19 protein-coding genes and 8 pseudogenes are annotated in these 21,820 nt (G+C 59.8%); all 27 read right to left on the bottom strand.

Going from position 1 to position 21,820, the window contains the following annotated elements; all coding sequences use genetic code 11:
* Positions 1-295, bottom strand: a 295-nt coding sequence (locus tag ACN0SO_RS26570) for a 50S ribosomal protein L6 (RefSeq protein WP_417682810.1), incomplete at its 3' end; no start/stop codon positions are given.
* Between the two features lie 44 nt (positions 296-339).
* Positions 340-738, bottom strand: a complete 399-nt coding sequence (rpsH, locus tag ACN0SO_RS26575; protein ID WP_417682812.1) for a 30S ribosomal protein S8 — start codon at positions 736-738, stop codon at positions 340-342.
* A 12-nt stretch (positions 739-750) separates the two neighbouring features.
* Complete coding sequence (rpsN, locus tag ACN0SO_RS26580) at positions 751-1,056, bottom strand: 30S ribosomal protein S14 (RefSeq protein WP_417682813.1); 306 nt, start codon at positions 1,054-1,056, stop codon at positions 751-753.
* 32 nt (positions 1,057-1,088) lie between these two features.
* Positions 1,089-1,609, bottom strand: a pseudogene (gene rplE, locus ACN0SO_RS26585) (50S ribosomal protein L5).
* Positions 1,606-1,903: pseudogene (gene rplX / locus ACN0SO_RS26590) on the bottom strand (50S ribosomal protein L24). Before rplX ends, rplE begins: the two co-directional pseudogenes overlap by 4 nt.
* Positions 1,903-2,271 (bottom strand): 50S ribosomal protein L14, encoded by a 369-nt coding sequence (gene rplN / locus ACN0SO_RS26595; RefSeq protein WP_008191626.1) that lies wholly within the window; start codon positions 2,269-2,271, stop codon positions 1,903-1,905. The pseudogene rplX and the gene rplN overlap by 1 nt, the downstream one beginning before the upstream one ends.
* Positions 2,272-2,338: 67 nt before the next feature.
* Complete coding sequence (gene rpsQ / locus ACN0SO_RS26600; RefSeq protein ID WP_417682815.1) at positions 2,339-2,566, bottom strand: 30S ribosomal protein S17; 228 nt, start codon at positions 2,564-2,566, stop codon at positions 2,339-2,341.
* Between the two features lie 10 nt (positions 2,567-2,576).
* A complete protein-coding gene (rpmC, locus tag ACN0SO_RS26605; protein ID WP_417682817.1) occupies positions 2,577-2,777 on the bottom strand; it encodes a 50S ribosomal protein L29 in 201 nt (66 codons plus the stop codon).
* Between the two features lie 21 nt (positions 2,778-2,798).
* Positions 2,799-3,212, bottom strand: coding sequence for a 50S ribosomal protein L16 (gene rplP, locus ACN0SO_RS26610; protein ID WP_417682819.1), 414 nt, complete (start codon positions 3,210-3,212; stop codon positions 2,799-2,801).
* A 44-nt stretch (positions 3,213-3,256) separates the two neighbouring features.
* Positions 3,257-3,985 carry a 30S ribosomal protein S3 gene (rpsC, locus tag ACN0SO_RS26615; RefSeq protein WP_417682820.1) on the bottom strand — a complete coding sequence of 243 codons (729 nt, stop codon included), beginning with the start codon at positions 3,983-3,985 and terminating at the stop codon, positions 3,257-3,259.
* Entirely contained in the window at positions 3,985-4,365 is a 381-nt protein-coding gene (gene rplV / locus ACN0SO_RS26620) for a 50S ribosomal protein L22 (protein WP_417682821.1), read from the bottom strand. Before rplV ends, rpsC begins: the two co-directional genes overlap by 1 nt.
* A gap of 2 nt (positions 4,366-4,367) precedes the next feature.
* On the bottom strand, positions 4,368-4,646 hold the full coding sequence (gene rpsS, locus ACN0SO_RS26625; RefSeq protein WP_417682822.1) for a 30S ribosomal protein S19: 279 nt from the start codon (positions 4,644-4,646) through the stop codon (positions 4,368-4,370).
* An 11-nt stretch (positions 4,647-4,657) separates the two neighbouring features.
* Positions 4,658-5,113: a hypothetical protein gene (locus ACN0SO_RS26630; RefSeq protein WP_417682823.1), complete on the bottom strand. Its 456-nt coding sequence runs from the start codon at positions 5,111-5,113 to the stop codon at positions 4,658-4,660.
* A gap of 70 nt (positions 5,114-5,183) precedes the next feature.
* Positions 5,184-5,312 (bottom strand): hypothetical protein, encoded by a 129-nt coding sequence (locus tag ACN0SO_RS26635; protein ID WP_417682825.1) that lies wholly within the window; start codon positions 5,310-5,312, stop codon positions 5,184-5,186.
* A gap of 170 nt (positions 5,313-5,482) precedes the next feature.
* Positions 5,483-5,773: pseudogene (locus ACN0SO_RS26640) on the bottom strand (50S ribosomal protein L23); the annotation flags it as partial.
* A pseudogene (rplD, locus tag ACN0SO_RS26645) lies at positions 5,770-6,385 on the bottom strand (50S ribosomal protein L4). The pseudogenes rplD and ACN0SO_RS26640, both read right to left, overlap by 4 nt.
* Positions 6,385-7,095 (bottom strand): 50S ribosomal protein L3, encoded by a 711-nt coding sequence (gene rplC / locus ACN0SO_RS26650; RefSeq protein ID WP_417682827.1) that lies wholly within the window; start codon positions 7,093-7,095, stop codon positions 6,385-6,387. The pseudogene rplD and the gene rplC overlap by 1 nt, the downstream one beginning before the upstream one ends.
* Positions 7,096-7,118: 23 nt before the next feature.
* A pseudogene (rpsJ, locus tag ACN0SO_RS26655) lies at positions 7,119-7,418 on the bottom strand (30S ribosomal protein S10).
* 174 nt (positions 7,419-7,592) lie between these two features.
* Positions 7,593-8,803, bottom strand: a pseudogene (tuf, locus tag ACN0SO_RS26660) (elongation factor Tu).
* Positions 8,777-10,856, bottom strand: a pseudogene (fusA, locus tag ACN0SO_RS26665) (elongation factor G); the annotation flags it as partial. The pseudogenes fusA and tuf, both read right to left, overlap by 27 nt.
* 23 nt (positions 10,857-10,879) lie before the next feature.
* Positions 10,880-11,350 carry a 30S ribosomal protein S7 gene (gene rpsG / locus ACN0SO_RS26670; RefSeq protein WP_417682829.1) on the bottom strand — a complete coding sequence of 157 codons (471 nt, stop codon included), beginning with the start codon at positions 11,348-11,350 and terminating at the stop codon, positions 10,880-10,882.
* An 11-nt stretch (positions 11,351-11,361) separates the two neighbouring features.
* The gene (rpsL, locus tag ACN0SO_RS26675) at positions 11,362-11,733 is read right to left on the bottom strand and encodes a 30S ribosomal protein S12 (RefSeq protein WP_006936459.1); all 372 of its coding nucleotides are present in this window, start codon (positions 11,731-11,733) and stop codon (positions 11,362-11,364) included.
* Between the two features lie 538 nt (positions 11,734-12,271).
* On the bottom strand, positions 12,272-12,565 hold the full coding sequence (locus tag ACN0SO_RS26680; RefSeq protein WP_417682831.1) for a regulator: 294 nt from the start codon (positions 12,563-12,565) through the stop codon (positions 12,272-12,274).
* A gap of 72 nt (positions 12,566-12,637) precedes the next feature.
* Positions 12,638-16,837, bottom strand: a complete 4,200-nt coding sequence (gene rpoC, locus ACN0SO_RS26685) for a DNA-directed RNA polymerase subunit beta' (RefSeq protein WP_417682832.1) — start codon at positions 16,835-16,837, stop codon at positions 12,638-12,640.
* 101 nt (positions 16,838-16,938) lie between these two features.
* On the bottom strand, positions 16,939-21,078 hold the full coding sequence (rpoB, locus tag ACN0SO_RS26690; protein WP_417682834.1) for a DNA-directed RNA polymerase subunit beta: 4,140 nt from the start codon (positions 21,076-21,078) through the stop codon (positions 16,939-16,941).
* Between the two features lie 186 nt (positions 21,079-21,264).
* The gene (gene rplL, locus ACN0SO_RS26695) at positions 21,265-21,642 is read right to left on the bottom strand and encodes a 50S ribosomal protein L7/L12 (protein WP_417682836.1); all 378 of its coding nucleotides are present in this window, start codon (positions 21,640-21,642) and stop codon (positions 21,265-21,267) included.
* 61 nt (positions 21,643-21,703) lie between these two features.
* Positions 21,704-21,820 (bottom strand): annotated as a pseudogene (locus ACN0SO_RS26700) (50S ribosomal protein L10); the annotation flags it as partial.

The following is a 21,820-nucleotide window of genomic DNA, read 5'->3' on the forward strand; positions in this document are numbered from 1 at the left end:
GGAGCTGTGCACGGTAACCAACACCCGTGATTCCCAGCTTCTTTTCGAAGCCGGCGCTCACGCCGGTGATGATATTCTGCACCATCGTACGGCTCATACCCCACATGGAGCGTGCCGACTTGGAGGTGCCGCGCGGATCAACCTTGATCCCATCGTCCGTCATTTCGGCCAGAACGAGGTCGTTGAGCACGAAGGAGAGTTCCCCCTTCGGGCCCTTGACCGAAACCGTCTGACCGTTGATCGTTGCCGTTACCCCGCTAGGCACGGGGACTGGCTTTTTGCCAATACGAGACATCTGACCAACCTTGTTGTCTTAGTTAAAGCAAGGTCCAAGCCGCATCAGAAGACGCGGCAAAGAACCTCACCACCTACGTTTTCTTCCCGCGCCTGATGATCGCTCATGACGCCGCGCGGAGTCGACAGAATCGACACGCCCAGGCCATTGGACACATGCGGGATGTTCTTCACCGACGAGTACACGCGGCGGCCCGGCTTGGACACACGCTCAATGGTGCGGATAACCGGTTCGCCGTCAAAATACTTGAGTTCGATCTCCAACTCGGACTTGCCGCCCTCGAATTCGACCGTGGTGTAGCCGCGGATGTACCCTTCTTTGGCCAACACATCAAGTACGTGTGCACGCAATTTGGAATTCGGCGAACTGACTTTGCTCTTGCGACGCATCTGCGCATTGCGGATACGGGTGAGCAAATCCCCCAACGGATCAGAAATTGCCATCGGAGTTTCTCCTTACCAGCTCGACTTGACCAGGCCCGGGATCTTGCCCAGGGAACCCAGTTCACGAAGAGCAATACGTGACATCTTAAGCTTGCGGTAGAAAGCGCGCGGACGACCGGTCACTTCGCAACGGTTGCGAACACGATTCGGTGCGGAATTGCGCGGCAGCTTTGCCAGCTTGAGACGTGCATTGAACTGCTCTTCAGGCGACAGGCTTTCATCCTTAGCCATTGCCTTGAGGGCAGCGCGCTTCTCGGCGTACTTCTTGACGAGCTTCTTGCGACGCTCGTTCTTTTCGACTGCGCTCTTTTTAGCCATCGTCGTTCCTCGTTCCTTTCCCGTATCTCAGCTTACTTGCTGAACGGGAAGTTGAACGCGCGCAGCAGTTCACGCGCTTCGTCATCGGTCTTTGCCGTGGTGCAGACGATCACGTCCATACCCCAGATCTGGTCGACCTTGTCGTACTCGATTTCCGGGAACACGATGTGTTCCTTGATGCCCATGGCATAGTTGCCACGACCGTCAAAGGACTTCGGGTTCAGACCGCGGAAGTCACGAACCGCGGCAGCGCGATGGTGATCAGGCGTCCAGGAATTCAACATCTGCGGCGGCGCAGTGCACCGCCAAGCGGCATCTCGCGAACCTTGAAGGTTGCGATGGACTTCTTGCCTTCGTGATGACCGGCTTCTGGCCGGCGATCAGAGATCTTCTTGCGAATGCGGCCTTTGGAGTTTGCAACCGCGCAACGCCAATGTTCAGAACGATCTTCTCGAGCGCCGGAACCTGCATCGGGTTCCTGTAATCGAACTTGTCCTGCTGCTTGCGCAACGACTTGGTAATGCGTCTTAAGACGCGGAGTAGTTGGTCTCAGCCATCGATCAGGTCTCCCGAACGCTTGGCCACGCGGACCGGTGCCGTCTTCCTGCACTTGAAACCGACGCGGGTTTTCCGTCCTCGGATCGGCCAGAGCAATGTTCGACAGGTGGATCGCTGCTTCCTTAGCAATAATGCCAGCTTCGCTCTGGGTCTGCTTTGGTGGCGGCGAACGAGTTACGCCACGGACCAGCGCCTTTTTCACGGCAGGATCTGGACACTTCCCGGTCTTGCCCTTGTCACGACCGGTAAGCACGACGACCGTGTCGCCTTTTTTAATTTTCGCAGCCATCAGAGCACCTCCGGCGCGAGCGAAATGATCTTCATGTGGTTCTTTGCGCGGAGTTCACGCGGCACCGGACCAAAGATACGGGTACCGACAGGCTCCTTGTTGTTGTTGACCAGAACGGCCGCGTTGCGGTCGAACCGGATCACGCTGCCGTCGGGACGACGAATGTCTTTCGCCGTACGCACGACGACTGCCTTCATCACGTCGCCCTTCTTGACGCGGCCCCGCGGAATAGCCTCTTTGACGGAGACGACGATGATGTCGCCAACCTGGGCATATTTACGCTTGGAGCCGCCGAGCACTTTGATGCACATGACACGACGGGCGCCGGAATTATCCGCCACGTCGAGGTTTGTTTGCATCTGAATCATGACTGGCTGCCTTATTCTCTGCCTGGCGCACCTGCCAAGGGCGCCTGATGCTCAACCAGGAGCGTGGTCAGTTGACCACGGTCCAACGTTTGTTTTTCGAAATCGGCGAGCACTCTTCGATCTGAACGATGTCGCCAACCTGGTACTTGTTCTCTGCGTCATGCGCACGATACTTCTTCGTACGACGCACGGTCTTCTTCAGCAGCGGGTGCGTGAAGCGACGCTCCACCTTCACCGTCACCGTCTTGTCATTTGCGTTACTGACAACGGTGCCCTGCAGAATGCGCTTCGGCATGGTGTTCTCCTTAAGCGCTTGCCGACACGCGCTTTTCGCGCATGATCGTCTGAATGCGAGCGATGTCGCGGCGGATCTGCCGGACGCGCCCAGTGTTTTCAAGCTGACCGGTGGCTCTCTGGAAGCGCAGGTTGAACTGCTCCTTCTTGAGACCTTCGAGCTCCGTGCGGAGCTCGTCGAGGGTCTTAGCTCTTACGTCAGTCGCCTTCATGGCTTTTTCTCCTCGACTGCCTTAGTCGCCGATTCGCTGAACGAAACGGCACTTGATCGGCAGCTTGGCAGCAGCAAGACGCATCGCTTCACGCGCAACGTCTTCCGGCACACCGTCGATTTCGAACATGATCCGGCCCGGCTTGACGCGGCAAGCCCAGTAATCCGGAGAACCCTTACCCTTACCCATGCGGACTTCGGCCGGCTTGGAGGAAACCGGGAGGTCCGGGAAGATGCGGATCCATACACGACCAGCACGCTTCATGTGGCGGGTCATGGCACGACGGGCAGCTTCGATCTGGCGAGCGGTCACGCGCTCAGGCTCAACAGCCTTCAGACCGTAGGCGCCGAAGTTGAGGTCGGTCCCCCCCTTCGACAGACCGTGAATGCGGCCCTTGTGCTGCTTGCGGAACTTAGTTCGCTTCGGTTGCAGCATCGTTTTCTCTCGTCCTTCGTGTTACGCGAGCAGCGAGCAGCCAATCAGGCTGCGCGCTCACGGCCCCGATCCCGGCGTCCGCCGCGATCACCCTGGTTAGAATCCGAGCCGGACGTCGCACGGCGCTCAGACGCCATCGGGTCATGCTCGAGGATTTCACCCTTGAAGATCCAGACCTTCACGCCGCACACGCCGTAAGCGGTGTGAGCGGAGGCGACACCGTAGTCGATGTCGGCACGCAGGGTGTGCAGCGGCACGCGGCCTTCACGGTACCACTCGACGCGAGCGATTTCCGCTCCGCCAAGACGACCACCACAGGTGATCTTGATGCCCTGTGCGCCCAGACGCATGGCCGACTGAACGGCACGCTTCATGGCGCGGCGGAATGCAACACGGCGTTCCAGCTGCTGAGCAATCGAGGCGGCTACGAGCGTCGCATCGATTTCCGGCTTGCGCACTTCAACGATGTTGATGTGAACTTCCGAGTTCGTGATCTCGGCGATCTTCTTGCGAAGACGCTCGATGTCCGCACCCTTCTTGCCGATGACAACACCCGGACGACCGGAGTGAATGGTCACGCGGCACTTCTTGTGCGGGCGCTCGATGACGATCTTGGAAACAGCAGCCTGCTTCAGTTCGTTCATCAGGAATTCGCGGATGCGGAAATCTTCATGAAGAAGATTGCCGTAGTCACCCTTGTTGGCGAACCAACGGGAATCCCAGGTGCGGTTGATCCCGAGGCGCATGCCGATCGGGTTTACTTTGTGACCCATCAGGCACTCTCCTCGACTTCACGCACGACGATGGTCAGGTTCGAGAACGGCTTCTCGATCCGGCCAACACGGCCACGTGCACGAGCCTGGAAACGCTTGATGACAAATGCCTTGCCAACATGTGCCTCGGCAACCACCAGGTTGTCGATATCCAGGTCGTGGTTGTTTTCCGCATTCGCAATCGCCGACATCAAGGTCTTCTTGACGTCCTGTGCGATACGCTTGCGAGAGAACGTCAGGTCCGCGAGTGCAGAACCGACCTTCTTGCCGCGGATAGCAGCCGCAACGAGATTCAGCTTACGGGGAGAGACGCGGATCATCCGCGTCATTGCCCGGGCCTCGTTGTCAGCGAGCGTCCGCTCACGCTTCGGCTTGCCCATCGTTACTTCCTCTTCGCCTTCTTGTCGGCGCCGTGTCCGTAGTAGGTCCGGCTCGGCGAGAACTCGCCGAACTTGTGACCAATCATCTCTTCAGATACCTGCACCGGAACGTGCTTCTGTCCGTTGTAGACGCCGAAGGTAAGACCGACGAACTGCGGGAGGATCGTCGAACGGCGGCTCCAGGTCTTGATGACCTCGTTGCGGCCGGATTCACGAACCTTGTCCGCTTTCTTCAGCAAATACCCGTCGACAAACGGACCTTTCCAGATCGAACGTGCCACGATCCTGTCCCTTACTTCTTACGCGCGTGGCGGCTGCGGACAATGTACTTATCCGTAGACTTGTTGCTGCGCGTCTTCTTGCCCTTGGTCGGCTTACCCCAAGGGGTAACCGGATGACGACCGCCAGAGGTCCGGCCTTCACCACCGCCGTGCGGGTGGTCAACCGGGTTCATGGCAACACCGCGCGTATGCGGGCGAATACCGAGCCAGCGGGAACGACCAGCCTTGCCCAGGTTCACGTTGCCGTGGTCCGGGTTGAAACAGCACCGATGGAAGCCATGCAGGTTCCCAGTACGCGGCGCTGCTCGCCGGACATCAGGCGAAGCGTGGTGCAGCCTGGTCGCGACCGACGATCTGAACAAAAGCACCGGCGGGCTTACGACCTGCGCACCCTTGCCCGGCAGTTCGATGTTGTGCACGATCGTGCCGACCGAATGGAGCCGCGGAGCGGCATTGCCCGGCTTCACGTCAACGCCTGACCGGCAACAACGGTGTCGCCGACAACCAGGCGCGCTTCCAGCAAGGATATAGCTCAGCTCACCGTCTTCTGCGGATCAGCGCGATGAATGCGGTCCGGTTCGGATCGTATTCCAGACGCTCGACCGTTGCCGGCACGTCCACTTGCGACGCTTGAAGTCGACAAGACGGTAGAGCGCTGGCCGCCACCGCGGTTCGGCGAGGTCAGACGGCCGGTGTTGTTACGGCCACCGCTCTTGGAGACCTTCGGTCGGGCCTTGGCCGCTTGCCTTTCAAGGTCGAGCGATCACCTGAACCAGCTGGCGCCGGCCGGGGAAGTCGGGTTGAATGTCTGAGTGCCATTTACCTGTCCCCGCCCAGAGCCCGGTGGTCACGTCAATGGCGTGACCTTCTGCGAGCGTGATGACGGCCTTCTTGAAGTCGGACTGGCGACCGATACGACCGCGGAAACGCTTCACCTTGCCCTTGCGGACCAGGGTGTTGACTGCAGTCACCTTGACGCCGAACAGCGCTTCGATGGCAGCCTTGATTTCCGGCTTGGTCGCGTCGTTGGCAACCTTGAAGACAACCTTGTTCTCTTCGGAAGCCATGGTCGCCTTTTCGGTGATTACCGGGCCGACGATCTTGTCGTAGTGAGGAAGATTGCTCATTTGAAGCGCTCCTCAAGTGCGGACACCGCTGCCTTCGTCAACACCAGGGTGTTGGCGCGCATGATGTCGTAGACGTTGATCCCCTGAACCGGCAGAACGTCCACATTCGGGATGTTCCGGGCCGCGAGGGAAAAGTTCTTGTCGAGCTCAGCACCATCGATGATGGTGCGCTGCTCAGACCGAGCTTGCGAACTGAGCCTTCAGAGCCTTGGTCTTTGCCCAGCTGCCGGCATCTTCAACAACGACAATGGCATCGCCCTTTGCCTTGGCAGACAGAACGTGCTTCAGACCGAGAACACGAACCTTCTTCGGCAGGTCATGGGCATGGTCGCGAACGACCGGGCCGAATGCCTTACCACCGCCGCGGAACTGCGGAGCCTTGCGGTTGCCGTGACGAGCGCCGCCGGAGCCTTTTTGGCGCACGAACTTCTTCGTGGTGCCAGAAACTTCGGAGCGTCCCAGGGACTTGTGCGTGCCAGCCTGGCGCTTGGCAAGCTGCCAACGCACCACGCGGTGGATCAGATCGGTGCGCGGCTCGAGACCAAAGATCTCGTCAGACACCGTGATCGAACCGGCCGCCCCGCCTTCGAGGGTCTTGACCTGGAGTTCCATCACTCGCTCTCCTTCCCGGCGGCTTCAGCAGCTGCAGGCGCACGGTATGCACCCGGAACCGGAACACCTTCCGGCAGCGCCTTCTTGATCGCGTCGCGGACCAGGATCCAGCCGCCCTTGGCGCCCGGAACAGAGCCTTCGACCATGATCAGGCCGCGTTCAACATCGGTACGCACAACCTTGAGGTTCTGCGTGGTCACGCGGACATCGCCCATGTGACCGGCCATCTTCTTGCCCTTGAACACGCGGCCCGGGTCCTGACACTGACCGGTCGAACCGTGCGAACGGTGCGAGATCGAGTTACCGTGCGATGCGCGGCCACCACCGAAGTTGTGACGCTTCATGACACCGGCAAAACCCTTACCGATGGAGGTGCCGGTAACGTCGACGAACTGACCTTCGACGTAATGGTCGGCGGTGATTTCCGCGCCAACGTCGATCAGGTTGTCGGACGAAACCCGGAATTCCACCAGGGTCCGCTTCGGCTCAACCTTGGCCACTGCAAAGTGACCACGGAGCGCCTTCGGCGTGTTCTTGACTTTGGCGAGACCTGCGCCGACCTGCAGCGCGGTGTAGCCATTCTTTTCTTCAGTACGGTGGGCAACCACCTGGCAGTTTTCCAGTCGCAGAACCGTGACCGGAACATGCTCGCCCGCATCGTTGTAGATACGAGTCATGCCCACTTTCTGAGCGATCACTCCAGAACGCATGGATGTGTCCCCTTCGGTCCGCCTCAGAGCTTGATCTCGACGTCGACACCAGCTGCAAGGTCGAGCTTCATAAGAGCGTCAACCGTCTGGGGCGTCGGATCAACGATGTCGAGCAGACGCTTGTGCGTGCGCATCTCGAACTGATCGCGGCTTTTCTTGTCGATGTGGATTCCGGAGAACCGTGAACTTCTCAATCTTGTCGGCAGCGGGACGGGCCACGGACCCGAGCGCCAGTGCGCTTTGCCGTGGACGATTTCCGTGTCGACGCGTCGAGCACGCGGAAATCAAACCTTCAGCCGAATACGGATGTTCTGGCTTTGCATTGCATTGCCTTTCTTAGGCTTTTGAGTTGAGAGGAAGAGACGGACCACCCGTCGAACCTTTTCGGTTGACCCGAGGGTAACCGCCCTACCCCGCCCCAGAAGGATATAGATGGGTGCGAAGCACCCATCCGAAGTGTTGTCCAGCCTTCGGATGGATCCGGCCCCACCAGGCTGTCAATCAGCAGGCGAGGATTTTGGAACAACGCCCGAACCAACGGTGCGACCGCCTTCGCGGACAGCGAAGCGGACCCTTCCATAGCGATCGGAGCAATCAGCTCAACCCGAATTTCAGGTTGTCATCGGCATAACCATTTCCGTACCTTCCGGAAGCTCACGGTGCGTCACGTCGGTGGTCCGGAAGTAGAACTGCGGACGGTAGTTCGCGAAGAACGGCGTGCGACGGCCACCCTCTTCCTGGTCAGATGTAGACCTCGGACTGAACTTGGTGTGCGGGTTCACGGAGCCCGGCTTACAGAGAACCTGACCGCGCTCAACACCTTCACGGTCCACACCACGCAGAAGCGCGCCGATGCTGTCGCCCTCCTCACGCGGTCAGCAGTTTGCGGAACATTTCAACGCCGGTACAGGTGGTTTTCGTGGTGTCTTTGATACCAACGATTTCCTGATCGTCACCCCGCGTTCACACGGCGCCCACGACCGGTCACAACTGTCCGCGACCGGAAATCGAGAACACGTCCTCAATCGGCATCAGGAACGGCAATCGCACGCTCGGCTCGGGATGTAAGCGTCGACAGCTTCCATCAGTTCCGGATCTTGTCTCGCCGATTTCGGATCGCGGCCTTCCATAGCGGCAAGCGGAACCTGCGATGATCGGAATATCGTCGCCCGGGAAGTCGTATTCGACGAAGTTCGCGAACTTCCATTTCAACGAGTTCGAGAAGCTCTTCGTCGTCAACCTGATCAACTTTGTTCAGGAACCAACGTGGCCGGACGCCAACCTGACGGGCAAGCAGGATGTGCTCGCGGGTCTGCGGCATCGGGCCGTCAGCTGCGTTCACAACGAGGATCCGCCGTCCATCTGGGCCGCACCGGTGATCGTTTTCACGTAGTCGGCGTGACCGGGGCAGTCAACGTGCGCGTAGTGACGGTTCGGGGTCTCATATTCAACGTGAGCCGTCGAAATCGTAATCCCGCGGGCTTTCTTCCGGCGCGCCGTCGATTTGGTCATGCCTGAATTCACCGAAATTTCGTGATCGCAGCGGTCAACGTGGTCTTACCGTGGTCAACGTGACCAATGGTCCCGATGTTCAATGCGGTTTCGAACGCTCAAACTTTCCCCAGCTATTGGCTCCCTTTTGTTTCGTTTGGGGAACGCCACCCCCGTGTTGGGTTCTGGGTCTTCGCCACGCGAATTTGGCCTGAATTTCTTCCGAGATGTTCGAAGGACCTGCTCGTAGTGATCGAACACCATCGAGTACTGGCGCGGCCCTGAGACATGGAACGCAGGTTGTTCACATAGCCAAACATGTTGGCCAGCGGCACCATTGCGGTGATGACCGTAACGATCCCGCGGTTTTCGGTGCCAGCGATCTGGCCGCGACGGGAGTTCAGGTCACCGATGACATCACCCATGTAGTCTTCCGGGGTGACGACCTCGACCTTCATGATCGGCTCAAGGAGCTTCGGGCCGGCCTTGGCAATCCCTTCGCGGAAACCGGCACGGCCGGCGATTTCGAAGGCGAGGACCGAGGAGTCCACGTCGTGGTAGGCACCGTCGATAAGGGTCGCCTTGATGTCCAGCATCGGGAAGCCGGCCAGCGGACCGGACGACATGACGCTTTCGATACCCTTGGTAACGCCCGGAATGTATTCCTTCGGAACGGAACCACCGACGATCTTGCTCTCGAAGACATAGCCTTCATTCGGCTCTGCCGGCTCGATGACGAGCTTGATGCGGGCAAACTGACCCGAACCACCGGACTGCTTCTTGTGGGTGTAATCCACTTCGGCAACCTTGGTGATGGTTTCGCGGTAAGCAACCTGCGGCGCGCCGATGTTTGCTTCCACCTTGAATTCGCGCTTCATGCGATCGACGATGATGTCGAGGTGAAGCTCGCCCATGCCGGCGATGATCGTCTGGCCGGATTCTTCGTCCGTCTTCACGCGGAAGGACGGATCTTCGGCAGCCAGGCGGTTCAGGGCGAGGCCCATCTTTTCCTGGTCGGCCTTGGTCTTCGGCTCGACGGCGATCTCGATGACCGGCTCGGGGAATTCCATGCGCTCCAGGATCACCGGCTTCAGCGGATCACACAGGGTGTCGCCGGTGGTGGTGTCCTTCAGACCCGCGATGGCCACGATATCGCCGGCATAGGCGACATCGATGTCTTCACGGGAGTTGGAGTGCATCTGCATCATGCGGCCGACACGCTCGCGCTTGTCCTTGACCGTGTTCAGCAGGGAAACGCCCTTGTTCAGAACGCCCGAATAGATGCGGCAGAAGGTCAGCGAACCGACGAACGGGTCGTTGGCGATCTTGAATGCCAGCAGGCCGAGGGGCTCTTCGTCGGAAGCCTTGCGGAGAGTTTCCTCTTCGGTCTTCGGATCGATGCCCTTGATGGCCGGAACGTCAATCGGGCTCGGCAGGTAGTCCACGACTGCGTCGAGAAGCGGCTGAACGCCCTTGTTCTTGAACGCGGAACCGCAGAAAACCGGAACGAATTCGCTGTTGATGGTGCCCTTGCGGATCAGCTCCTTCAGCTTTTCCATGGAGGGCTCTTCGCCTTCCAGGTAAGCTTCCATGGCTTCTTCGTCGACTTCGACAGCGGTTTCGATCAGCAGATCGCGCAATTCCTGGGCGCGGTCAACGAGATCGGCCGGAATGTCGACTTCGTCCCAGGCAGCACCCAGGTTTTCAGCCTGCCAGATCAGAGCCTTCATCTTCAGAAGGTCGATACAACCGGCGAAGTCGTTTTCGGCACCGACGTTAAGCTGCATGACAAGCGGCTTCGCACCGAGACGGGTCTTGATCATTTCGACGCAACGATCGAAATCGGCGCCGAGCTTATCCATCTTGTTCACGAAGATCATGCGCGGGACATGATACTTGTCGGCCTGACGCCAGACGGTTTCGGTCTGCGGCTCGACACCCGCGTTGGCGTCGAGAAGAGCAACCGCGCCGTCGAGCACGCGCAGGCTGCGCTCGACTTCAATGGTGAAGTCCACGTGGCCCGGGGTGTCGATGATGTTCAGGCGCTTTTCTTTCCAGAAAGCGGTGGTCGCGGCAGAAGTGATCGTGATGCCACGCTCCTGCTCCTGCTCCATCCAGTCCATGGTAGCAGCGCCGTCGTGTACTTCGCCGATCTTGTGGCTCTTGCCGGTGTAGTAGAGGATCCGCTCGGTCGTCGTGGTCTTGCCGGCATCGATGTGAGCCATGATGCCGAAGTTGCGGTAGTCCTCGATTTTATGCGTGCGCGACATAACGTCAGCCCTTCGAAGTCTGATTACCAGCGATAGTGCGAGAATGCACGGTTGGCATCGGCCATCCGGTGCGTGTCTTCGCGCTTCTTAACTGCGGTACCACGGTTGTTTGCTGCATCGAGCATCTCGCCGGAAAGACGATCAACCATCGTGGTTTCGTTGCGGTTCCGCGCGGCGGTGATCAGCCAGCGGATTGCCAGCGCCTGACGGCGGTCGGTACGAACTTCAACCGGAACCTGGTAGGTGGCACCGCCAACGCGGCGGGAGCGCACTTCCACTTGCGGCATGACGTTCTCAAGAGCAGCGTGGAACACCTCGATCGGGTTTTCGCGCGTCTTGTTTTCGATCACGTCGAAGGCACCGTAAACGATGCGCTCGGCGGTCGACTTCTTGCCGTCGAACATGATGGAATTCATGAACTTGGTGACGACAATGTCCCCGAATTTCGGATCCGGGTTGATTTCGCGTTTTTCTGCGCGGTGACGACGGGACATCTGTGTGCTCCTTACTTCGGCCGCTTCGCGCCGTACTTGGACCGGCGCTGTTTACGGTCCTTGACGCCCTGGGTATCCAACACACCACGGATGATGTGGTAGCGGACACCGGGAAGGTCCTTCACGCGGCCGCCACGGATCATCACCACCGAGTGTTCCTGAAGGTTGTGACCTTCACCCGGGATGTAACCGATGACTTCAAAGCCGTTGGTCAGGCGGATCTTGGCCACCTTACGCAGAGCCGAGTTCGGCTTCTTCGGCGTCGTCGTGTAAACGCGCGTGCAAACGCCACGTTTTTGCGGGCAGGCCTCCATGGCCGGCACTTTGTTCCGCTTCGGCGGGTCCTTCCGCGGCTTGCGGATCAGCTGGTTGATGGTCGGCATTCTTTGCCCTTTACCTCGTCCATCCAAAAATTCGTATGCAACTGCAGTCTTCGCAGGCTCTGCGCAAGCAGAATCGCACCAGCGCGTCTCTCATCGAGACGGCCGGCGCTGCGAAAAACCAGAGGACCACCGGTCGCCCAGCGGTCATGCAATCGACGCTTATTCGCCTATATGAACCCGGCAGCGTTTAAGTCCGTTTCGTCCTGCGCCTGGTGCGCTTGGACACTAAAAGGACTTACCGCCTGCCTTCGGGATGCGCGGAAACTACTCATCCACCCCCTCCCCGTCAAGTCATTTGTCCAAAAATCCGCATTTCTCCGGAATTGGCGGGTTTCCGGTAATTCCAGGACGCCCCAGGCAGATTTTTTGTAACAAACAGAAAGCCGGTAGCCATCTTGGCGCAACTTTCATTCCCGGTCACATCAGAGGCCTGTCTTCATATATGAATCAGCCGTTAATCCGCTGATTCAAATTCCGACAAAAAGGCTTCGCGACATGCATGGCATCCATGCATGGGGCCGCAGATTCGATTCCCTGCTCAGGAATTGAAGGCAACCACCGCCACATTGCCAGCGAGCGCATCCTGATAGGCTTCCTCATAGAGCGGCTCATCCGGCTCGCCCTCGAGCACGCCGATCTGGTCAAGCTCGGCTTCTACGTATCCCTGACCCGACAGCGCCTCGAGGGTCTTTCGCACAGCGTCGTCATCATCGGCAGCCTTGAGCAGCGCATGAACCGGAATCGCGGCATCGGGCCTTCCGCCCTCTTCCGCCCAGACCCGGCCGACAATCACATAGACGGTCGGTTCCAGAAATTCATCATTGTCGTTCATCTTCTTTTCCTCACGCAGAAAGGCCGCCCGAAGGCGGCCTTTCGTCAGCTCGTCGTAAGCACGTCGGCTGGCTTATTCGGCCGCGCCGCTCAGATCTTCCAGGAGGCCTTCGGCAGCACTTTCGGAAGATTCCTTGCGCTGCTGTTCCTGGATCAGGTCGTCGCGATGGGTCGCGATCTTTCGAATCCGCTTCATGACACCGCCGGTACCGGCCGGGATCAGACGTCCGACGATCACGTTCTCCTTCAGACCGACCAGAGGATCGACCTTTCCGTTGACCGCGGCGTCGGTGAGGACGCGCGTGGTCTCCTGGAAGGAGGCCGCGGAGAAGAACGAACGGGTCTGCAGGCTCGCCTTGGTGATACCCAGGAGAACCGGGTTGCCCTTGGCCGGCTGCTTCGCGTCGTTGATCGCCCGTTCGTTGGCTTCCTCGAAGTCGATCCGGTCGATCTGCTCGCCGGGGAAGAACTCCGTGTCGCCCGCATCGGTGATCTCGATCTTCTGCAGCATCTGGCGAACGATCACCTCGATGTGCTTGTCGTTGATCGTCACACCCTGCAGCCGGTAGACTTCCTGGATCTCGTTGACGAGATAGGCCGCGAGCGCTTCCACGCCCTTGACCGCCAGAATGTCGTGCGGTGCCGGGTTGCCGTCGAGGATGTATTCCCCCTTCTCGATGGCGTCGCCTTCCTGAAGATGGAAGTGCTTGCCCTTCGGGATGAGGTATTCCACGGGCTCCAGACCGTCCTCGGCCGGATCGATGATGACACGGCGCTTGTTCTTGTAGTCGCGGCCGAAGCGGATCGTCCCGGAGATTTCCGCGATGATCGCATGGTCCTTCGGACGGCGAGCCTCGAACAATTCGGCCACGCGCGGCAGACCGCCGGTGATGTCCTTGGTCTTGGCGCTTTCCAGCGGGATACGGGCCAGAACGTCACCGGCCTTGACCTTGGCGCCGAGCTGAACCGACAGGATCGCATCCACCGACAGCATCAAACGGGCATCGCTGCCGCGGGCGGTCTTTTCGATCTCACCCTTGTCGTCCTTGATGACGATGGCGGGCTTGAGATCCTGACTACGCTGGGACGAGCGCCAGTCGATCACGACACGCTTGGTGATACCGGTCGCCTCGTCGGCCGTTTCCTGCACCGAAGCTCCGTCGATGAGGTCTTCGAAGCCCACGACACCGTCGACTTCCGCAAGCATCGGACGCGTATAGGGATCCCATTCCGCGATCCGCTGTCCGCGCTTGACGGTATCGCCGTCATCCACGTGCAGCTTGGAACCGTAGGCGATCCGGTGAACCGCCCGCTCGTTGCCGTCACTGTCGACGACCACGATGGACATGTTGCGGACCATGGCAATGAGATTACCATCGGAATCGCGCTGGACGTTGCGATTGCGGATCTTGACCGACCCGTCGACATTGGATTCGATGAACGAGGAATCCACCACCTGGGCCGTACCGCCGATGTGGAACGTACGCATAGTGAGCTGCGTTCCCGGCTCACCGATCGACTGGGCCGCGATCACGCCGACCGCTTCACCCAGGTTGACCGGGGTACCGCGCGCCAGGTCGCGGCCGTAGCAGGTCGCGCAGACGCCGGTTTCGGTTTCGCAGGTCAGCACCGAACGGATCTTGATCTGCTGGACCTTGGCAGCCTCGATGACTTCCACGTCCTTCTCGTCGATCAGCTTGCCCTTCGGAACGATGATCTCGCCGGTGGCATGGTTGTAGACGTCTTCCGCCGTGGTCCGGCCGAGGACGCGCATGCCGAGCGACGCGATGACGTTACCGGCATCGACGATCGCCTGAACGGTGATGCCGCGTTCCGAGCCGCAATCCGGTTCCAGGATGATCGAATCCTGCGCGACGTCCACCAGACGACGGGTCAGGTAACCGGAGTTCGCCGTTTTCAGGGCGGTGTCGGCCAGACCCTTACGGGCACCGTGTGTGGAGTTGAAGTACTCCAGAACCGACAGGCCTTCCTTGAAGTTGGAGATGATCGGGTTTTCGATGATCTCACCGGACGGCTTCGCCATCAGGCCGCGCATGCCGGCCAGCTGCTTCATCTGCTGGGGCGACCCACGGGCACCGGAGTGGGACATCATGTAAACCGAATTGATCGGCTTCTGACGACCGCTCTCCTCGTCGATCTGAACCGCGGAAATGCGCTTCATCATCTCGTCGGCGACACGATCGGTACACTTGGCCCATGCATCGACGACCTTGTTGTACTTCTCACCCTGGGTGATCAGACCGTCGTTGTACTGCTGCTCGTATTCGGTCGCCATGGCGGACGTATCGGCAACAAGCTTGGCCTTGGTGTCCGGGATCACCATGTCGTCCATGCCGAAGGAAATCCCGGCGCGGCAGGCATTGGTGAAGCCGAGCTGCATGATGCGGTCGCAGAAGATAACCGTCTCCTTCTGACCGCAGGCGCGGTAGACGGTGTCGATCATCTTGGAGATTTCCTTCTTCGTCATCAGCTTGTTGCAGGTGTCGAAGGGAACCTCGTGATGCTTCGGCAGAAGCTCTGCGATGAGCATGCGGCCAGGCGTGGTTTCAAAGATATCGCTGGTCGGGTTGCCGTCGGCATCGACGCCCTTGTACCGGCCGCGGATCTTGGTGTGCAGCGTGATGACCTTGTTGGCCAGCGCATGGTGGATCTCGCCGATATCGCCGAAAGCCATGCCCTCGCCCGGCTCCTTCTCCGCCATGATCGACAGATAGTAGAGACCAAGGACGATGTCCTGGGACGGAACGATGATCGGGCCGCCGTTCGCCGGATGCAGGATGTTGTTGGTCGACATCATCAGCGTCCGTGCTTCCAGCTGGGCTTCCAGCGAAAGCGGCACGTGAACGGCCATCTGGTCACCGTCGAAGTCGGCGTTGAAGGCCGAACAGACGAGCGGATGCAGCTGGATCGCCTTGCCCTCGATCAGGGTCGGCTCGAAGGCCTGGATACCGAGACGGTGCAGCGTCGGCGCGCGGTTCAGGAGAACCGGGTGCTCGCGGATGACCTCGTCAAGGATATCCCAGACTTCCGGACGTTCCTTTTCCACCAGCTTCTTGGCCTGCTTCACCGTGGAGGAGAAGCCCTTGGCGTCGAGGCGGGAGTAGATGAACGGCTTGAACAGCTCCAGCGCCATCTTCTTCGGCAGGCCGCACTGATGCAGCTTGAGTTCCGGACCCACGGTGATGACCGAACGGCCGGAATAGTCGACGCGCTTGCCGAGCAGGTTCTGACGGAACCGGCCCTGCTTGCCCTTGAGCATGTCGGACAGCGACTTCAGCGGACGCTTGTTGGCGCCGGTGATGACGCGGCCGCGGCGGCCGTTGTCGAACAGGGCGTCGACGGATTCCTGCAGCATGCGCTTTTCGTTCCGGATGATGATATCCGGAGCGCGCAGCTCCATCAGGCGACGCAGACGGTTGTTCCGGTTGATCACACGCCGGTACAGATCGTTCAGGTCCGACGTGGCGAACCGGCCGCCGTCGAGCGGAACCAGCGGACGCAGATCCGGCGGAATGACCGGGATCACGGTCATGATCATCCACTCCGGGCGGTTGCCGGATTCCATGAAGGCTTCGATGACCTTCAGCCGCTTGGCGAGCTTCTTCGGCTTCAGTTCCGTCGTCGCCTCGGCGATCTCCACGCGCAGCTTTTCGCTTTCGCGCTCAAGATCGAGGCTCATCAGGATTTCGCGGATCGCTTCAGCGCCGATCATGGCGGTGAAGGCGTCCTCGCCGTATTCGTCCTGGGCAGCCACATAATCTTCTTCGGACAGAAGCTGATGCTGCTTGAGCGGGGTCAGGCCCGGCTCCAGAACGACGTAGTTCTCGAAGTAGAGAACCCGTTCCAGATCCTTCAGCGTCATGTCCAGAAGCAGGCCGATGCGAGACGGCAGCGACTTCAGGAACCAGATATGCGCAACCGGCGCGGCCAGTTCGATGTGGCCCATCCGCTCGCGGCGTACCCTCGAAAGCGTGACTTCGACGCCGCACTTTTCACAGATGACGCCCTTGTACTTCATGCGCTTGTACTTGCCGCAAAGACATTCGTAGTCCTTGATCGGCCCGAAGATACGCGCGCAGAACAGACCGTCCCGTTCAGGCTTGAACGTACGGTAGTTGATCGTTTCCGGCTTTTTGATTTCGCCGAAAGACCAGGACATGATCTTTTCCGGGCTCGCAAGCGAGATCCGGATATTGTCGAAGGTCTGTGTCGGAGCCTGCTGATTGAACAGGTTCATGACCTCATGATTCATGGTCTATCTCCTTCGATGCACGGCGGGGGAGCGAATCCGCCTTCACGCTCCCCTTTGCCGGCATTCCAAGTCCAAAATCGGTCTTTTTCATGCCCATCCGGTTATTCGGCCGCATCTGCTGCCGGTTCTTCCGTAATCATGGGCTGGTCGGTACGCTGCAACTCAACGTTCAGACCCAAAGACCGCATTTCCTTAACAAGCACGTTGAAGCTTTCCGGAATGCCCGCCTCGAAGGTGTCGTCACCGCGGACGATGGCCTCGTAGACCTTCGTACGTCCGGCAACGTCATCCGACTTGACCGTGAGCATTTCCTGCAGCGTGTAGGCTGCACCGTAGGCTTCAAGCGCCCAGACCTCCATTTCCCCGAAGCGCTGGCCACCGAACTGCGCCTTGCCGCCCAGCGGCTGCTGGGTAACGAGCGAGTACGGGCCGATCGAACGGGCGTGGATCTTGTCGTCGACCAGGTGGTGGAGCTTCAGCATGTAGATGTAGCCCACGGTCACCTGGCGGTCGAACTCTTCCCCGGTCCGGCCGTCGTAGAGGGTCGACTGACCCGACGGCTTCAGGCCGGCGATATTGAGTGCCTCGACCACATCCGGCTCGCGCGCACCGTCGAAGACCGGCGTTGCGATGGAAACACCCTTCTTGAGCTGTTCCGCCAGCCGCTCGACGCCCTCGTCATCGAACTCCTTGACGTTGTCGCCCTTCAGGTTGTCGCCGTAGATCTCGACGATCTTGCCACGAAGCTGATCGATCTCGCCGGACTTGCGGTACTCGTCGTAGAGTTCGCCGATCCGCTTGCCCATGCCGGAACAGGCCCAGCCCAGGTGCGTTTCGAGAATCTGCCCGACGTTCATGCGCGACGGCACGCCGAGCGGGTTCAGCACGATATCCACGTGGGTACCGTCCTCAAGGAACGGCATGTCCTCGCAGGGGTTGATCTTGGAGACCACACCCTTGTTCCCGTGACGGCCGGCCATCTTGTCGCCCGGCTGGATCTTGCGCTTCACGGCCACGAAGACCTTGACCATCTTCATGACGCCCGGCGGCAGTTCATCACCGCGCTGCAGTTTCTCCACCTTGTCGATGAAGCGCTGCTCGAGACGCTTGCGGCTGTCGTCGTACTGACCGCGCAGAGCCTCGATTTCGCTCATGAACTTTTCGTCGTCGACGGCAAACTGCCACCACTGCGACCGCGGGAACTCGTTCAGAGCGTCGCCGTCCAGAACCGTGTCCTTCTTGAAGCCCTTCGGACCGCCGATGGCGGTCTTGCCGAGCAGCATCTCGGCCAGACGGCCGTAGACGTTGCGGTCGAGGATCGCCTGTTCGTCGTCCCTGTCCTTGGCGAGACGCTCGATTTCCTCGCGCTCGATCGCCATGGCGCGTTCGTCCTTTTCCACCCCGTGGCGGTTGAAGACGCGCACTTCCACGACCGTGCCGGAAACCCCCGGCGGCAGGCGCAGGGAGGTATCGCGAACGTCGGAAGCCTTTTCGCCGAAGATGGCGCGCAGGAGCTTTTCTTCCGGCGTCATCGGGCTTTCGCCCTTCGGCGTGATCTTGCCGACGAGGATGTCGCCCGGATGCAGTTCCGCACCGATATAGACGATCCCGGCTTCATCGAGGTTCTTCAGCGCTTCTTCCGAAACGTTCGGAATATCGCGGGTGATTTCTTCCGGGCCGAGCTTCGTATCACGGGCCATCACCTCGAATTCCTCAAGGTGGATGGAGGTGAAGACATCATCGGAGACGATGCGTTCGGACAGAAGGATCGAATCTTCGAAGTTGTAGCCGTTCCAGGGCATGAACGCGACGAGCACGTTCCGGCCGAGCGCCAGATCGCCGAGGTCCGTGGACGGACCGTCGGCGATAATGTCGCCCTTGTGGACCACGTCACCGACACGCACCAGCGGACGCTGGTTGATGCAGGTGTTCTGGTTGGAACGCTGGAACTTCATCAGCCGGTAGATGTCGACGCCGGATTTGCCTGCGTCCAGATCTTCCGTCGCGCGGATGACGATACGGGTCGCATCGACCTGATCGACGACGCCGGCGCGGCGGGCACCGATCGCTGCCCCGGAATCCCGTGCCACGACCGCTTCCATACCGGTGCCGACGAACGGCGCTTCGGCGCGGACGAGCGGCACGGCCTGACGCTGCATGTTCGAGCCCATGAGAGCGCGGTTGGCGTCATCGTTTTCCAGGAACGGGATCAGAGCCGCGGCAACGGACACGAGCTGCTTCGGCGACACGTCCATGAGATCGACGCGCTCCGAGGGCACCATCATGTTTTCGCCGGCGTGACGGCAGGTGATCAGCTCTTCGGTGAACTGACCCTTGTCATCATAGACCGCGTTGGACTGGGCCACGTAGTGCTTGGCCTCTTCCATGGCGGAAAGATAGACGACCTCGTTGCTCACCACACCGTCCTTGACCTTCCGGTACGGGCTTTCGATGAAGCCGTACTTGTTGACGCGGGCGAAGGTTGCGAGCGAGTTGATCAGACCGATGTTCGGGCCTTCCGGCGTCTCGATCGGGCAGATACGGCCGTAGTGGGTCGGGTGCACGTCGCGCACCTCGAAGCCCGCGCGCTCGCGGGTCAGACCGCCCGGGCCCAGGGCCGACAGGCGCCGCTTGTGGGTGACTTCCGACAGCGGGTTGGTCTGGTCCATGAACTGGGACAGCTGCGAGGAACCGAAGAACTCCCGCACGGCGGCAGCCGCCGGCTTGGCGTTGATCAGGTCCTGCGGCATGACCGTGTCGATCTCGACCGAGCTCATGCGTTCCTTGATCGCGCGTTCCATGCGCAGCAGGCCGACACGATACTGGTTTTCCATCAGCTCACCGACCGAGCGCACCCGGCGGTTGCCGAGGTTGTCGATGTCGTCGATCTCGCCCTTGCCGTCGCGCAGCTCCAGGAGAACCTTGATCACGGACAGGATGTCTTCCTTGCGCAGCACGCGGACGGTGTCCTCGCACTCCAGATCGAGACGCATGTTCATCTTTACACGGCCGACCGCAGACAGGTCGTAGCGTTCGTCGTCGAAGAACAGCGACTGGAACATGGCTTCGGCAGTGTCGATCGTGGGCGGCTCGCCCGGACGCATCACCCGGTAGATGTCGAACAGCGCGTCCTCGCGGGACTCGTTCTTGTCGGCGGCCAGGGTGTTGCGGATATAAGCACCTGTGTTGACATGGTCGATGTCGAGGATCGGCAGATCGCTATAGCCACGTTCGACCAGCTCTTCCAGGATCTTGGCCGTGATCTCATCGCCGGCTTCGGCAAAGATCTCGCCGCTTGAGGGATCGACTATATCCTCGGCCAGATACTGGCCGTGCAGGTCCTCGTCGGTCACCTTCAGAGCGGTCACGCCCTTTTCGGAGAGCTGCTTGATGGTGCGCGCCGTGATCTTGCGGCCGGCTTCCACGACCACTTCGCCGCTGTCGGCGTCAACCAGGTCGTAGGAGGCCTTGTTGCCCTTCAGGCGGTTGCCGTCGAACGGCATGCGCCAGGTGTTCTCGGCGGTACGGGTGTAGTCGATCCGGTTGTAGAACGTGTTGAGGATCTCCTCGCCGTCAAGGCCGAGGGCCATGAGCAGAGAGGTGACCGGGATCTTGCGCCGGCGATCGATACGCGCGTGGACGATGTCCTTGGCGTCGAATTCGATATCGAGCCAGGATCCGCGATAGGGGATCACGCGGGCGGCGAACAGGAGCTTGCCCGAGGAATGGGTCTTGCCCTTGTCGTGGTCGAAGAACACGCCAGGCGACCGGTGCATCTGGGAAACGATGACGCGCTCGGTGCCGTTGACGATGAACGTGCCGTTGTCCGTCATGAACGGCATGTCGCCCATGTAGACATCCTGTTCCTTGATGTCCTTGACGGATTTCGCACCGGTGTCTTCGTCAACATCGAACACGATCAGACGCAGGGTGACCTTGAGCGGAGCGGCGAATGTCATGCCGCGCTGACGGCACTCGTCCACGTCGTATTTCGGCGTTTCGAATTCGTAGGAAACGAATTCCAGCAGAGAGGTACCCGCAAAATCCGAAATCGGGAAAACGGACTGGAAGACCGCCTCCAGACCGTCATTGATCCGGCCGCCGCCGGGCTGCTCGTCAACTTGCAGGAACTGGTCGTATGATGCCTTTTGAACCTCGATGAGGTTGGGCATTTCCGCAACATCGCGGATGGATCCGAAGAATTTCCGGACCTTTTTGCGACCGTTGAACGTTTGGGTCATTGTCGCTCCTCGTATCGGCCGGGTAACGGCTGGCCGAAACGCCCCTTTTCCAATCGGGCCTTAAGCCCGGGCGCTTCGGAAAACCGTCCCCCTATTGGGACTTTTGCCCCGGACACGGGAAACTCCCGCCGGGGCCAGAAAACGGTCCCGGATCACTCCGGGACCGCTGGTGGGCAATAAGCCCGATTACTTCAGCTCGACAGAAGCGCCGGCTTCTTCCAGCTTCTTCTTCAGCTCTTCGGCTTCGTCCTTGGAAACGCCTTCCTTGACCGGCTTCGGAGCGGACTCGACGAGTTCCTTTGCTTCCTTCAGGCCAAGACCGGTGATTGCGCGGACTTCCTTGATCACGTTGATCTTCTTGTCGCCGGCAGACGCCAGAACGACGTCGAACTCGGTCTTTTCTTCAGCAGCAGCAACTGCATCGCCGCCACCGACAGCAGCAGCAACTGCGACCGGAGCAGCAGCGGAAACGCCCCACTTTTCTTCCAGAAGCTTCGACAGTTCAGCAGCTTCCATAACGGTCAGCGAGGACAGTTCATCTACGAGCTTTTCAAGATCAGCCATTTTATTTCTACCTTAAAGTTCGAACCAGTATCGGTTACAGACAGTGTTTCTTTGGGTCGCCTTATGCGGCCTCGTCCTTCTTGGCGTACGCGCCGAAGACGCGGGCAAGCTGCCCGGCCGGAGCGTTGACAACCTGGGCGATACGGGTCGCCGGGGTCTGGATCATGCCAACCAGCTT

It is taken from the genome of Roseibium sp. (assembly GCF_048260565.1).
GTDB lineage: Bacteria > Pseudomonadota > Alphaproteobacteria > Rhizobiales > Stappiaceae > Roseibium.